The 14,453-nt window shown below is 70.7% G+C and carries 9 protein-coding genes; 2 read left to right on the top strand and 7 right to left on the bottom strand.

Annotation, left to right across the window (positions count from 1 at the left end; translation table 11 throughout):
* Positions 1 to 422: 422 nt before the first annotated feature.
* Complete coding sequence (locus ACIBSV_RS37035; protein WP_395871060.1) at positions 423 to 833, bottom strand: hypothetical protein; 411 nt, start codon at positions 831 to 833, stop codon at positions 423 to 425.
* Positions 834 to 1,752: 919 nt separating this feature from the next.
* A complete protein-coding gene (gene mobF, locus ACIBSV_RS37030; protein ID WP_395871058.1) occupies positions 1,753 to 3,207 on the bottom strand; it encodes a MobF family relaxase in 1,455 nt (484 codons plus the stop codon).
* A gap of 228 nt (positions 3,208 to 3,435) precedes the next feature.
* Here mobF and ACIBSV_RS37025 point away from each other — a divergent pair, with 228 nt between their 5' ends.
* Positions 3,436 to 3,627, top strand: coding sequence for a hypothetical protein (locus ACIBSV_RS37025; protein ID WP_395871056.1), 192 nt, complete (start codon positions 3,436 to 3,438; stop codon positions 3,625 to 3,627).
* Entirely contained in the window at positions 3,624 to 4,295 is a 672-nt protein-coding gene (locus ACIBSV_RS37020; RefSeq protein ID WP_395871054.1) for a nucleotidyl transferase AbiEii/AbiGii toxin family protein, read from the top strand. Before ACIBSV_RS37025 ends, ACIBSV_RS37020 begins: the two co-directional genes overlap by 4 nt.
* Positions 4,296 to 4,488: 193 nt before the next feature.
* On the opposite strand, the gene ACIBSV_RS37015 is transcribed toward ACIBSV_RS37020, so the two are convergent.
* The 5 genes from ACIBSV_RS37015 to ACIBSV_RS36995 all read right to left on the bottom strand — a co-directional run bounded on the left by ACIBSV_RS37015 (position 4,489) and on the right by ACIBSV_RS36995 (position 14,338).
* Positions 4,489 to 7,830 carry a hypothetical protein gene (locus ACIBSV_RS37015; RefSeq protein ID WP_395871052.1) on the bottom strand — a complete coding sequence of 1,114 codons (3,342 nt, stop codon included), beginning with the start codon at positions 7,828 to 7,830 and terminating at the stop codon, positions 4,489 to 4,491.
* Positions 7,831 to 9,485: 1,655 nt separating this feature from the next.
* Positions 9,486 to 10,382: a hypothetical protein gene (locus ACIBSV_RS37010; protein WP_395871050.1), complete on the bottom strand. Its 897-nt coding sequence runs from the start codon at positions 10,380 to 10,382 to the stop codon at positions 9,486 to 9,488.
* A 761-nt stretch (positions 10,383 to 11,143) separates the two neighbouring features.
* A complete protein-coding gene (locus tag ACIBSV_RS37005) occupies positions 11,144 to 12,079 on the bottom strand; it encodes a ParB/RepB/Spo0J family partition protein (protein WP_395871048.1) in 936 nt (311 codons plus the stop codon).
* Positions 12,076 to 12,831 (bottom strand): AAA family ATPase, encoded by a 756-nt coding sequence (locus ACIBSV_RS37000; RefSeq protein ID WP_395871046.1) that lies wholly within the window; start codon positions 12,829 to 12,831, stop codon positions 12,076 to 12,078. The genes ACIBSV_RS37005 and ACIBSV_RS37000 overlap by 4 nt, the downstream gene beginning before the upstream one ends.
* 265 nt (positions 12,832 to 13,096) lie before the next feature.
* Entirely contained in the window at positions 13,097 to 14,338 is a 1,242-nt protein-coding gene (locus ACIBSV_RS36995) for a hypothetical protein (protein ID WP_395871044.1), read from the bottom strand.
* Positions 14,339 to 14,453 lie beyond the last annotated feature (115 nt).

The following is a 14,453-nucleotide window of genomic DNA, read 5'->3' as shown; positions in this document are numbered from 1 at the left end:
TTGGGCCGAGGGGCGTAGGGCGGCCGGCGGACTGCCAGAGTTCCCGTCGGTCGCCCGCACGGCCCGTGTCGCGGACGGTTCGCGGACCGGTCGGAGTGTCTGTGATTGCCGATGGTTGTGTCGTGGTCGTCTTTCGCTTGCGCGACCGTTCTTTCGCGTGCGCGACCGTGTCGGGTGTCGTGTGGCCGCCCCGAAGGGGCGGCGTTTTTGTCGCGCCGTAGGCGCATGAGGCTGTCGCGCCCCTGCGGGGCGCGTCCTTGGTCCGGTGCCCGAAGGGCCCGGCCGGAGCGAAGCGGAGAGCCGGGCCCGCAGGAAACGCACCGGACCACCGGGCTGCCGCCCCCGCAGGGGGCGTCCTTTTCCACGCCGGGGCCGGGCGCCCCCCGGGGCGGGCGGGTTCCCGCCCCGGGAGGGATACGCGGTCAGCTCGCGGTGTCCGACGGGGTGACGGCGTTGGGCAGGGTCACGGAAGCAGCGCGCAGTCCGATCACGTGAACCCAATTCTTCTGCTCGTTCTTGTAGTTCCGGTACCACTCGTCCGCGACGGCGACGATCGCGACCGCCTCTTCCTTCGTGGCGCCGCCCGCCCCGTTGGGGAAGGCCGCCTGAAGCGTCTTGACGTCCTCGCCCTGGGCCCACACCTCGAACTCGCGCCGCTTCACCTCGCCGAAGTACTCGTCCACCATCGCGAAGACCAGCAGGGTGAACACGAGGTACTTGGTTCCCTCGGAGTCCACCCGCTCCTTGAACTCGCCCTTCGGGTCGATGTAGCCGATCTTCTCGCCGAAGCTGCTCGCGATGACGGCCCTCGGGGCGGTCTTCTTGATCGTCATGTCTTCCTCATCCTCGTTCGACTGTTTCTTGGGTTTCGCGGAAGTTTCTGCCAGGTCCCTTCCGACATCACTAATTATGCCATCTTTCAGAAGGCACCACAGTGACGCAGGTCACAATCTGATGGGAAGTCATGTGACCTGAGTCACATCACTTCCGTCGATGTCGCATCCGCCCGACGCCGGTCGACACCCCACCCACGCGGGTGGGGGTGGCTCCCTCCTCGGTCGGACAGCTCCGCCGCGCCGGGGTTCTCCCCGGGGTGTCAAGGGCTCGCCGCAGGCGACCGCGCCCGCGCGGCCCGGCCCTTGACACCCCGGGGAGGTTCCCGGCACGCCCTTGGGGGTCCGACCGAGGAGGGAGCCACCCCCACCCCTCCGAGAGAGGACCGGGGTCCGGGGCGGAGCCCCGCAACCCACCACCGAACCCCGACCGACCCACCCATCCCCACCCCCCTCCTCCTCGCCCGCGCCTGTCACCCGACCACCACCCGACAACCACCGAAACGCCCACCGAACCACACGAACTGCCATTCAGAACACACCACCACAAGCCGAATACGACATCCCATCTCACCCAACCCGAGCCTCCACTCGACGGACGACCGCCGACCCTCAACGACCCGCACATGATGCCTAGGTGTGGGGAATTCCGGATCGGTTTCGAGAGCCCTTGGATCGATGACGTCGTGCGGGTCGAGAACCTTGAGCCAGCGGGTGCATGGTGAACCCGCCGGGTGGCCTGTATGGCCCCGCGAGTTCTGCTTCGGGTACCTCGGCGGAGCATCGCGTCGGTGATGAGTGGGGTCGCGGGGCCACCACGATGTCGACTCGGATATGACGGAATCCGTCTGCGCAACCGCGCGGGAGCCAAGTGACCGGGTCTCCCGCGCTCCCCCACACGCGGGCGCTCGGACCCGGACTACGGGACGACGGGGCCGCCTGCGGTGACGGGAAGGAGCAACTCGTCGGCGTTCGATAGACCCATGCCCAGGAGGGCCCGGTCGGCCAGGTCGTCCACCAGCCGGCGGATGTTCACGGTGGCGAGGCGGTCGGGGAGTTGGCGGCACAATTCCGCGACCAATTCCGGACGGGTCCAGGCTTCCCTCACGGCGTCGAGGGTCGACATGGCGCGGGCCACGATCGCCGAGGGGTTGGGCTGTTCGGCGTCCGTCGGGCCGACGCGGTGCAGGGTGGCCGCCGGGATGTCGGTCAGGGCGATGCCCGGGTCGCGACGGGCGGCTTCGGCCCAGCGGGTCAGGAGTTCGGTGCGGGGTACTGGGACTCGCTTCTTGTCCTCGCGGCGGAGCAGGGTGATGTGTTGGGCGATGGCGGTGAGTTCGTACGCGGAGGGGTCGCGGCTGTAGGTGGCGGTGAACCTGGCGGCGTAGATGGCGACTTCGGCGGCTATCGCGCGGCGTCTGGAGGAGAAGCGGGCGCGGAGGGATTCGGGGATGCCGACGATCTCGCGGGCGCGGCGGTCGGGGCGGGTGGCGAATTCGACGCCGAGGGCGTGGGTGAGGGCGATTTCGGCGGCGCGTTCGCACAGGTGTCCGGCGGCCTGTTTGTGGCGGTGGATGGCGCGGCTGTCCAGGGTGCGCCAGACGCCGTCGTCGGCGTGTACGCGGTTGAGGACGGCGGTATGGACGTGGAGTTGGGGGTCCTCGTCGCGGGAGGTGTGTTGGGAGAAGGCGGCGACGGTCCAGCGGTGTGCGCCGATCCAGCGGCCGGTGGAGGCTCCGGTGGAGGTGCGTCCGTGGCGGCCGGCGCGGGCGAAGCCTGCGTTGTCCTGGAGGTATTCGAGACCGGTGTGAATTCCGGTCAGCCAGGCTTCCCAGACCTGGTCGGCGTCGTTGTCGCGGCCGGCGAGTTGGAGGGCGGCGTGCAGGATGGACCAGGATTTGGGGGCGGACCAGGTGAGGTCGAGGTATTTGACGGCGGTGCGTGCGCGGGCGCGTACTCCGGCTTCGATCTGTCGGCGGCGGGCGGGTGTGGCGTCGGGTTCGGCGGCGAGGGCTCGGGTGATCGCGGCGCGGGTGCCGGTGGTGTAGTCCCTGGGCCGAGGCCCCAGGCGGACGGTGTCCCGGGCGGCGTCGGCGGCGACGATCCACTCGGGGGTGCCGGGCGGGGCGGTGATTCGGGCGATGGCCGCGGCGAGTTCGTCACGGCGGCGGGGGTCGACGAAGTCGTGGTAGAGGTCTTCGAGGATGGCATGGTCGATGACGCCGTGCAGGCCCAGGTCGTGCGCGCCGCGGCCGAGCCACTCGCCCGGGGGTTCGCCGATCAGGGCGACGCCGCTGAGGAGGTAGTGCTCGGCGCCTTGCCCTACCTGTCGGGACAGGTAGGTGACGTCGCTGCGTGGGGCGATGGTCAGCATGTGGGGGGAAGTGTCGGACGGTCACCCGGTGTGACGGTGGGTTGGGCAAGGGGTGGGCAGGCCTGGGCGAGGTGCGCCGGTGGTGCTTCGAGGCGTGTGTGGTCGTCGCGGCTCGGTGGTGGGCCGGCCCGGGGCCGCACGGTGAACGAGGGTTCATTCATCGGGGCCGGGCCGCTCGTAAGGGCCGCCTTCGCCCGTGCGGGCACGCGGGAGTGGGACGATGGGGTCATGAGCGAACACGATGAATCGGCTGCGAGGGGCGAGACCGTCGACGAGGTGGACGAGTTGCGGATCGACGCCGGCTTCGAACGTGTCCTGGCCGCTCAGGGCGAGGATCGTGTCCGCGAGGGGCGGGCGCGTCTGGACGCGTTCGCCGCGAAACTCGCCGCCGCCGGCCACGAGCAGATCCCGGACCTGTGACCACGCCCCCGGACGACGAGTGGCCCGATACGCACCTCGATCCGGAGGCGCTCCTGCGCGTGCTGCAGGACCACGACGTGCGGTACGTCCTGGTCGGTGGCTACGCGATGGTGGTGTACGCCGTTCCGGACCGGCTCACGATGGACATCGACATCGTCCCCGATCGACGTACGGACAACCTGGAGAACCTCGCGACCGCCTTGCGGGCGTTGGACGCCCGTGTCGTCCATTACGCCGACGCCCACGAGATCCACGCGCAACGGCGGCCCCTGACGCCGGAGTTGTTCGAGGCCAATCCGTTCCTCCACCTGTACACCGCTCGGGGTCGGGTGGATGTCCTGCTCGCGCCCACCGGGCTCCCCGAGGGGTACGACGGCCTGATCGGCCGGGCGCGTGTTCTCGACGTCGACGGTCTGCGGATCACGGTCGCCGATATCCGCGATCTGATCACGACGAAGGAGGCGACCGGTAGGCCACGTGATCTCGTGGATGTTCGTGTCCTGCGCGAGCGTCTCGGTGCGGATCGAGGCGGGAGGCTGGGCCGGGTTGCGGAAGCGTTGGATCGGAGCGGCACCGCGTTGGAGGAGCCCTCAGGCCACCGGGAGCGTGGGGTGTCGCCTGCCTCCGGCGATGTCGCGCAGCGGCCGGATCCGGGTCTGTCCTTGTAGGGCTTTTCGGGGCCGAGGTTTCTTTCGCGGACACCGTTTGCCTGCGCCGGTTGGCGCTTGGTTGTCCGCCGTCGCATGAGTCCGCACGTGGGGCGGGTGTGGGTCCCGGCCGACGGCACGCCGGTGAATGGGCTCGGCCGGGTACGAATCAACGCTTCCTGCGGCGTGGTTCGCGAAGCCCGGGCTGGGACGTTCACTGGTTCAACCAGGGCACCGATGTCTCGGGGAGGCCTCGGGTGGCCGGAGCGGTCATGTCCTCGACGCGCGGACGGCGGGGGCGGGTGCTCGGTGCTGCGGCCAGCGCGTCGTCTGCGGTTTGCAGGGCGAGACGGACCATCGAGATGGTTCTGCGGCCGGGCCTTGGCCGGGCCGCCCGCGGTTCGGACGTCCGCTGTTGAAGGGCGGGCTCGATCGATTCGGTTGCGGGTCTCGGCTTGGCCGTTTCCGGTGCGGGCTCCCGGGTTGCGGGCTCCCGGGGCGCGGGTTCGCTTGCTCGGGGCGGTTGTTCGCGACGCTCCGGTTCCCCGGTGGTCGATTCGGGGGGGCCGGAGTTCTTCGCGGGGACGTCCGACTTCGCCGGGGCAGGGACGTCCGACTGCGGTGGGACGGGTGGTGTCGCGACGGGTTGTGCCGTGTCTTCGGTGGTGTTCGTACCGCTGTTCGCCGTTCCGCGCTCGAGGATCGAGCGGAGTTGGACCGACTCGTCGTCGGTGAGGGGGCGTCCCCAGGCTCGGCGGTATTCGGCGGCGATGTCCTGGTGGAAGCGGTCGATGTCGATGGCCGGGGGTCGGGCGGCGCCGAGCAGGTGGCGCGCCTCGTCGGGGTCGCTCGCCAGGCCGGCCAGGTGGCGGGCGCGCAGGCGGTGGGAGCGGGCCTGTTGGAGCTGTGCGGGGGCGTCGTCGGTGGGGATGTTCCCGGCGGCGACGCGGGCCTCGATGCGGTTGGCGCGGTCGAAGAGGTGGGCGGCGTGGGCGGCCACGGCGCGTTCGGGGGCGCCGGTGGTGTCCAGGGGCGCGGGGGCGTGCTCGCGGACGCGTTCGGTGACCAGGACGGCGGGGGTGTCGGGGTCGAGGGTGACGCCGAAGGTGGCCTGGACGCGGTCGGTGAGGAAGGCGAGTGCGTCGGTGCGGGCGGGTCCGCGTTCCCAGTCCTGGACGGCGCGCCACATCCAGCCGACCTCGACCGGGCGGGCGTCCTCCCACCACCGGTTGTCCAGGGAGGACTTGAGGGCGGCCGCGTCTTGGGCGAGGTCGCGTTCGGCGCGGTCGCGGCCCGCCTGGTCACGGCCGATCTCGCGGACCTGCGCGGCGGTGACGACGACGGGCTTGGCGTCGGGCCGGTCGGCGGGGACGATCTCGACGACGGCGCGGGCGAGGGCGTCGGGGTCGGCGCCTCGGGCGGCGAGGTCGGCGAGGACGCGGCGGCCGACGGTGTGTGGGGTGTCGCGGGCGAGGGCGGCGTGTTCGCCCTGGTCGAGGGGGCGGGTGTGGAGGAGGGGGTCGCGGACGGTGTAGGTCCAGCGGGCGGTGGGACCTTCGGCGGGGGCGGGGTGGCCGCGGTCGAGAGCGGCGTTGAGGTTGATGCCGTTGACCGGTGGGGTGGGGAGTTGCACGCCGTGGTGCTGGCTGATGCGCCCGCGCATTTCGCGCAGGATGCCGGCGGCGAGGACGTCGTGGTGGGCGGACCATTCGACGGCGCGTTGCCAGACGGCGGCGATCTGCCCCGGGTCGGCCCGGTGCCACCAGGTGCGATCGCGGACGTCCCGCATGACCTGGTGTGCGGCGGCGTGCTCCGCGCGGATGTCGTGTACGAGGCGGTCGTGTTCGGGACCGGTGGTGTGCAGGTGTGCCTTGGCGCGGATGTCGCGGCCGGCGATTCCTTGTCGAGCGTTTCCCTCCGCCTCGGCGACGCGGATCAGGAGGGTCTCGGGATCGGGTCGTTGGCGGGGGCCGCGTGCGGTGAGGGGGAAGCGTACGGCGGGCAGTCGCAGTCGGGGGCGCGGCGGGGCGAGGGCGTCGGCGCGGCGGTAGAGATGGCGGGCGTGGAGTTCCGCGGCGACGCGGAGTTCGTGCAGGGCCTCACGTTCGATCCGGCGTTGGGGCGCGGCGGCGAGTTTCGCGGCGGCTCGGGAGACGGCGGTGTGGCGGTCGCCTTGGTCGCGCAGATCGCGGATGTGTTGGCTGGTGGTTTGGGGTGGGACGCGGGGGGCGTTGGCGGTGCGCCAGGCTGCGATGAGTGCTTTGTGGTTCCGGGTGTGGATGGAGTCTCGGTTGCCGTTGCGAGCGTGACGGCGTCTGCGGGCGGGTGGGAGTGTGATGGTGTGCCAGTGGTCGTACTCGGTTTTCGGGTGCGGGGGTGTGGGTGGGTCGGTGCGGGTTGCCGGTTGGCGGGGCGGTTGGGTGTTGGTCGGTTGGACGGCGGCGGGCCCCGTGACGGCGGTGTTCTCGGTGAGGGCCCCGGTGGTGGCCGGTGTGGCCCGGGTCGGCGGCGTGGTGTGGGCTTGTGCCCATCCGGTGGTTCGCGGACTGTCCGTGTCGAGGTGCCGGATGGTGGCATATACGGCTTCCTGGTGCCGGTGGGTGAGGTCCCGTAGGTCACGGAGGGCGGCGCGTTCGGGGGCCTGTTCTCGGGCGTCGAGTGCTCGGCCCAGGGTCTGGATGTGGGTGGCCAGGGTGTGGATGTATGCCGCGACGATGCGAAGTTGGTCGGGGGAGACGGCGGGGGTGTCCGTGTTGTCGGCGGGATCGCCGAGATGGACGCCGTGCGCAACCCAGGTGGCGCGGTGTGCGGTGATGACGGCTTCCCGGAGTTCGCGAAGGTCTTCCGAGGTGGGAAAGCGGCCGTCGTCGTGGGCCTGCCACGCGCGGGCGGCTGCGTCGATCTTCCGGGCCTGGGTGTGGGCTTGGCGGGGAGTGGCGTAGGGCTTGGGTTCGGGTCGGCCGGGCGCGCGGTTCGACCCGCTGGGGTCCAGGGTTCGACCGGGGTTCGACGCCGGGTCGGGGGAGATGGGGTTCGGGTGTCGGGTGTCGTCGGGGGGTCCGTTCGCGCCGGCCGGTACCCGGGGCGGTGTCGCGGGTATCGGCTCCGGCTCCGCGGACAGCGCGTTCGGCGGTTGGGGGACCGGACGAGTATCGGTGCGGGACTGTTGGGTGGTGGGCCGCAGGTCGCTGTCGTCGAGGAGCGGCGTGATGTCGTCGGAGCGAGGCGGGACGGGGTCCGGGCGTGTGGGGGACTCCGGAGTGGGGCCCGTCGGACCGCCGTCCGAGGTGGCGGCCGGCGGATCGGGCCTCGTCGTGGCAGCCGACTGGTCGGAGCTCGGGAGCCGAGTGGGATCCTCGGGCATCTCCTGGAGGGCGACGACGTAATCGGTTCTTGCTCGGAGGATCGTCTCCATGGAGAGCAGCGCGGCGTTCGACCGTCCCGGCGAGGGCTCCCATACGTGCGGATCGTCCGGACGCGGCCGGAAGTCGTACGCGCGCAGGATGGCCACAAGGTTGTCGTCGGCGGGATCGACACCGTGGACACTGGCGTTCACGCCGAGGCGGATCTGGATGCTCTTCGACGTTTTCGTCCTACCGTCGGCCATGATCGCGCCCGCTCACGTCGTTCCTCCCGTAGCTCCCATCGCTCCCGTCGTGCGGAGAGGTGCGCTTCCGGTGTGGGTTGTGACGCGTGGATGGCCGGTGTTCTCCGTGGTGACGTGGGCGGGGGCCGGACACGAGGCGACAGCAGCGTGTCGGCCGACATGCTCGCCGTGCGAATCCGCCGACACACGTGTCGGGTTGCCGGAGGCCGACGCCACCCGACACGGCCCGGCCGGAGACGAGGCGACACGGGCGTGTCGGCCGACACGCCGCCCACGCCGATCCACCCGACACGACATGTCGGGTTACCCGACACGAGGCGACAGGGGAGGTGAGCCGACAGGCCCGCCGCGGGGACTTCCCGACATGTCGGGTGTCGGGCAGGCTGAACCGGCGACATCGTCGAGGATTCTCACGCGGGCCCATCGAGGGCGAACTCGCCGCGCTCATGACCGCGTCCGACCGCGAGCAGGTGCCGCCGCCGTCATGGACGATGTCGCTCCGGAGGCCACGGCCGGGACGGAGCATCGTACGTACGTGTACCGCGAGCAGCGCGGGGCGGCCGACCGCGACGGCCACAGGCGTCGATCAACCCCGCGATACGCGCTCAACCGGTGTCGGACGTGGCGGCCGACACAAGCTGACGACAGTCGCCACGCAGGCCGCCCAGGTCGGATGTCGCCAGGACTCCCGAAACGGAGACGACAACGGTGTCGGGTCCGCGCAGCTTCGGACCTGGAGTGTCGGGCCATTCGATGCAACATTCCGTTCTTGCCGGCGCATGGGGGCGCGATGTCGGCGCCGGCCCACACGAGGCGACACGCGTGTCGCCTCGGTCGACACCTCACGCTCCTTGGCAACCCGGTGTCGGTCTCCCCGGCGGGCAGGGGTAAGCGCACCCGCCGACACCGGCAAGCCCACCCCGCCACCCCCTCCGTGGGGTCTCCACTGCGAAGAAACGGACACGACAAGATGGCCGACTCCTCCCACGCGCGTCGCGGGGGTTCCGAGGCACCTAGCCGTCCCCATCGTCGCCAGGCGGCTCACCCGCGCCTGCGTGGGGACTTCCCGGCGCCGCCCTGCCCGCGCCGGCTACGCGCGGCCCACCCCCACCTGCGTGGGGACTTCCTGCTGACGGATTCCCGCGCGAAGGTTGCGATCGGCTCACCCCCACCTGCGTGGAGACTTCCCAACAACGCGATCGAACTCATGACGCTCCCGCGGCTCACCCCCACCTGCGTGGGGACTTCCCTTCCCGACCTGCGCGTTCTCTATGACATTGCCATTTCGTGATGAAATCGAGCAATTGAGGCAGGTGACCTTCCTGTATCCGCTGAGCAGCCTCTTTCATCAAGGGAACCCTCCTCAAGCAGCGCTGGCCTCTCGTCCACGCTCTCACTTACGGAGCCAAGGTTCGCGGTCATCCCTGTGATCAGCCGTAGTCGTTTTCCTCGCCAGAAGTGGCCTCTCGGGTCTCGCATGTTGCGCAAGCTCCTGAAGCGGGTCGTGAGTCACTTGAGGTGCTCGGCGCAACAAGGGCGCCGGTTCACTCGGGCGGGTCGTTTGAGCTGCTACAGCGTCTGGTGTCTGAGGCCTTGAGGGCGGGTCAGTTCCGTGGGGCGGGCCGCCAGTCCGTGAGCAGGTCCGGCGGAGGGGACGGATCGTAGCGGCCTGCTCGGGCTTCGGTCAGGGCGAAGCGGACGCGTTCCCAGGCGCCTTCCAGGGCCCGGGCACCGATGGGGAGTCCGGCTGGGCGTAGGGGGCCGCCGGCGCGGTGGGGGACCGTGGTGACCCACAGGGCGTGCACCGGGCCGCCCTCGAGTGCGGTCGTCAAGCGGGTGCGCTCCAGGGTCCAGACGCGGAGGGCGCGGGTGGTTCGGGGGTCCAGGGGTGCGGTGTGGGGTGGTTCGGGTGCGCCGGCACCCGGGGGTCTGGGGATGATGTGGGCTCGGGTGAGGTGGTCGTCGAGGTCGTGGACCGTCATGGCGGCGATTTCGCCGACGCGGGCTCCGGTGTCGATGACGACGCGGACGAGGGCGCGGGGGCGTCCCCAGAGGGCGGGAGTAACGCGGTGAGGGCGTGGGCCTTCCAGGAGTGTCGTGCGGTGGTGCAGGTGGTCCGTGTCGAGGTGGGCGCGGGCGGGTTGGCGGGGGTGGGGCGTGGTCTCCAGCGGGACGTCGGCCCAGCCGGCGAGGGCGCGCAGGGAGGCCGCGGCGGCGCGAATGGTCGCGGTGGATCCGCGACGGTCACCGGCGGAGGTGGCTCGCCGGCGCCGGTGGCCTTGGGCGACGGCGTCGAGCCAGGCCTGGTACGTCGGGGGATCGAAGAGCGTCGCGGCGGGGGCGGGGGTGTTGGCTGCGTGCTCGTGCTCGACGTAGGCAAGGAGGTCTTCGAGGAAGGTGACGCGCTGCCGGAGCGTGGCGGTGCCGATCGTCCCGTCCCTGTGGCGCTCGCGCAGATCCGTGATGAATCCGTCGACGAGATCGCGGGCGCGAGGGGTCATGTCACAGCACTTTATGTGGCCCACTCGGCTCCTTGGGGTGCTGCCGCGCCGGTCGGACGGGACGTCCGATGGGGTGTTGAGGTTCGTCGCGGGATGTACCACTCGCTCCATCACAGCCTTCTGTTATTACGACTCCGCTGCCCGGGCTGGGGTTTCAAATACGCCGATGCGATCGATGCCTATGGCTTTGACCTGCGGCTTTACATCCTTGCCTGAGGCCGGCCCAGACCTTGCCCACCCGTCATTACGGCGTAATGACGCCGGTCCCTGCCGGGCGAAAGTGGTTGATCCGGCCTTCATTACGCCGTAATGACGGGTGGGGATCCGAAGGCGCGGAGCGAGTCGGCGGCGATCGTGAGGGGGAGTCATTACGCCGTAATGACTCGGCGGACGACTCTCGTGGGGCCGCGATCCGCTCCCCGGGGCCGCGTCTTCATTACGGCGTAATGAGCAACGAGGACGAGCCCCCGCGCGGTACTTCATTACGGCGTAATGAAGATCCGACGCGCGAAGGCCTGGCCGCCCGTTCGACGTCTCGACATGGCCGGGAGTCGAGTTGGCGGCGACGTCGGGAGAGCGGGCAGTGGGGACGCCTCCTCTCTGGCTGCAGCCCTCTCCCCCCACTCCCCCGATTGCCGGGATCCATTACGGCGTAATGAGCCGCGGTGACGGGGTCCGGGCCACACGAACCGGGGCTCTTCTCATTACGGCGTAATGAGAAGAGCCCCGGCGGGTCGGGCGGGCTGAGTGGGTTGTGCGGGTCAGCGCGCGACGCGGGTAAGCAGGAGCTCGACGAGCTTCTCCAAGTCCTCCGCCGACAAGTGCTGTTGCAGGGACGCCGCCAGGTCGGCGGGCGGGCCGAGTCGAATGACCCTGGAGTGGTCCGTCCGGGGCTGCGGCGCCGCCGGCGCGGCGTCGGTGCGTTCCGGTGGGGTCGCCTTCGGTTTCATTACGCCGTAATGATCCTGGGCGGTCCGGGCGGCGTCCGCTTGCTTGTCGGGCGCCATGCGTCCGATCTTGCGGGCGTCCTCGACCTTGAGTTCGCCGTTGCGGAGCAGGTTCTGCAACTCGGGGAGGAGGCCGAGGAGCGCGATGCGCTGCGAGACCCATCCCTGGGACTTGGAGAGCCGCTTGGCGACCTTGTCCTGGGAGCCGTGGATGTCCAGGAGTTCCTGGACGGCCTTGGCCTCCTCGAGGGGGGCGAAGGCCTTGCGGTGGATGTTCGCGACCAGTGCGGATTCGAGGATCTCGACCGCGCTGGTGGCCAGGGTGTCGTCGACCACACTGTTGAGCGTGGCGAGTCCGGCCCGTTCCGCCGCGAGGAGGCGTCGGTTGCCGTCGACGACGATGTAGCGCACGTCGGGTGCGAAGGCGTGGTCAAGGTCGGGATTGGCCTCGCGGTAGGCGCCGAGAGTAACCACGGCGGCGGCCTGGAGTTGTCCTTTCTCCAGGATGCTGTCGGCCAGGTCCGCGACGTCGCCGAGTGTCTCGCGGGGGTTGGCGGGGTTGTAGGCGAGGTGGGTCAGCGGGATCGCGAACGGGGCGCCCTCGGGTGTGGGGGGCGTCGGGTCCGTGACGGGCGGGGCCGCGAGGGCCTCGGCGGCGGTGGCCGGTGTCGGTGGGAGGGGCGTGGCCCCCTCCCCCGTCTTGGGCGGCAGGAGTGTCGCCAGGGAGCGTTGGCGTTTGGACACGCTCATGCGCTCGCGGCGATCTCGTCGAGGCGTCGGGTGGCGCCGCCCAAACCCAGTTCGAGGGCGAGGCGGTAGAAGTCCTCGCGGGCCTCGAGGGAGATCCTGTTGCGGGGGTACTGGGTGACGACGCGGCTCTCGGCGGCGGCCTTGGCGTGGATCTTGTAGTGGCGGACCACCGTCTGGGTGCGCCACCAGCCCTGGCTGTCGACGAACGTGCGGGTGTCCTCGAGGTCGGCGAGGCCGTCGCGGGGATCCCAGTTGTTGACGACGACGGTGTAGGGGAGTCCGCGGGGCTTGACGATGTTCTCGATCGTGTTGGCGGTCGGGAGGAAGGACATGCCTTCCGGCTCGATCGGCACGATGACGTCGTCGGCGGCCGACAGGACCGCGCGCAGGGCGGCTCCGGCGCGCCCGTCGCCGAGCGGGTCGCCGCCGGGCCCGGGCTCGTAGTTGGTGGAGTCGGGGCCCAGCCAGCCGGGGGTGTCGACGAAAATGTGCTGGTAGCCGCCGATTTCCTTCAGCCGCGCGAGTTGTTGTGGTTCGCGGTGGGCCTGGACGAAGTCGAACGGCAGCTCGTCGCCGACGCGTTCGGCCCACCAGGTGGTGGATCCCTGCGGGTCGATGCTGACGGCGAGGACCGGCGGGACGTCCATATTGGGCCGGCTCAGCACGTCGGCGGTGACGGCCGCGAGGTTGACGGTCAGGGTGGACTTGCCGACCCCGCCCTTTTGGTTCAGCAGAACATGAACTCTTGCCACGGGTACTGCCCTTTCGGTCTGATTCCCCGGTGCCCTGCACGCCTTGGGTGCGGGCGTGAGCGGGACGAACTATGCCATGTGGAAGGCCCACCATGGCGGAGGGGCTCGGCCTTTTGTCCGAGCCGCGTCATTACGCCGCAATAAAGCGCCCGATCAGCCGTGTCTCGGAGGCCGCCGAAGGAGTGATGCCATTACGCCGTAATGAGCCTGGCGTGGGTGCCTGTTCGGGGTGGTGCGGCCGGTACTCCCGGGGTGGCGCGGCTTATTACGCCGTAATGGGCATCGGGGCCGGTTTCGCAACTCGGGCCGCGCGGGCGCGGGCGACCGCTGCGGCGTGCACGGTGTCGCTTCTGGTCTCGCCCGGGGTCGTCGACTCGACGGGCAGGGCCGCGCGGAACGTCCGTTCGGGCTCTCGCCAGCGGGGTTCGGCCACGGTGTACTCGGAGCGTCCACCTCCTCGTCGGGCGGGGTTCGCCGATACGGTCCGACGTACTCCCCCGGCGCGAACCGCGGCAGCCCACGCGGACGCGCGTGCTCTGATGGCGACACGTACGGGCGCGAAGTCCTCCCGTCGGTCCTCGGTCGCCACGGCGGCCTCCCGGTCGGCGGCCAGGCGCGCGCGGAGTTCGCGTTGTTGCCTCAGCCGCAGGTCGTCCCGCCGCTGGCTCGCTGCTGCCTGTGCGACGGACGGGGGTTCGGGCCACAGCGCGGTCGCGCCCTCCAGACGGGCTCGGAGCCAGGCGACGGGGAACAGCACCAGCAGGGGCAGTGGGGAGACGATCAGCCAGGCGACGACGTCCTCGGCGGTCCAGCCCCGGTCCGCGACGTCGCGCAGTGCCGACGCCAGCCGGCCGATCCGCTCGCGGGCGACGAGTACGACCCGGGAACGGACCTGGCGTGCGAGTTCCCAGCGCCTCCAGCGTCGGGTGCCCGGGCGAGGGGCGGGTCGTCGTCCTTCCCGGCGGGGGCGGGGAGTTGCGGCCGCTTCGCGCGTACGCCCGTGCGTGCCCGCGCGGTTGAGCCCATCGTCAACGCAGGTATCGGTACCAGGGTCGGGAGAGGGGTTTGGTGGGGTATCCGTGCAGGGCGCACCGATCGGTGTCGCGGACGCCGGGACGTCGCCCGCGGGTGGCGGGGGAGAGGTTGCTTCGTCGGTGGGGGAGGGAGCGGCTTCGAGGGCGTACAGCGCCTCCAGGCGGGCGAGTTCCCGTTCGTCCCAGGCGGCGGGGATGATGGCCGCGTACTCGGCCGCGAGGCGCACGCCGCCCGGGCAGCGGGTCCCCCGGGCGACGTGTTCGAGCAGGTCCGCCTCGCGCAGCCACCGCAGGTGTCGGCGGACGCTGGGCAGGGACAGGCCCGTTGCGGTCATCAGACGTGCGTGGCCGGGGCGGATGTCGCGGCCGTCGTCGTGGTCCGCGTATTCGCACAACGCGCGGGCCAGGATCAGGCTCGTGGCGTTCAGGCGCGGGTGCAGCCGGACACGAACGGCCCACTCGACGACGGGCATCCACCCGCGCGCCCCCCCCAAAGAAGCCCGGAATTGTGGGGTATGCGGCTTTTTATAGTGCGCGACACGCGAACGAAGTCGAACCAGAGCGTGCGCGGCGCCACGAGTATGCATA

Source organism: Embleya sp. NPDC050154 (assembly GCF_044460165.1).
Taxonomy (GTDB): Bacteria; Actinomycetota; Actinomycetes; order Streptomycetales; family Streptomycetaceae; genus Embleya.
This window is presented reverse-complemented; position numbering and strand designations above follow the sequence as displayed.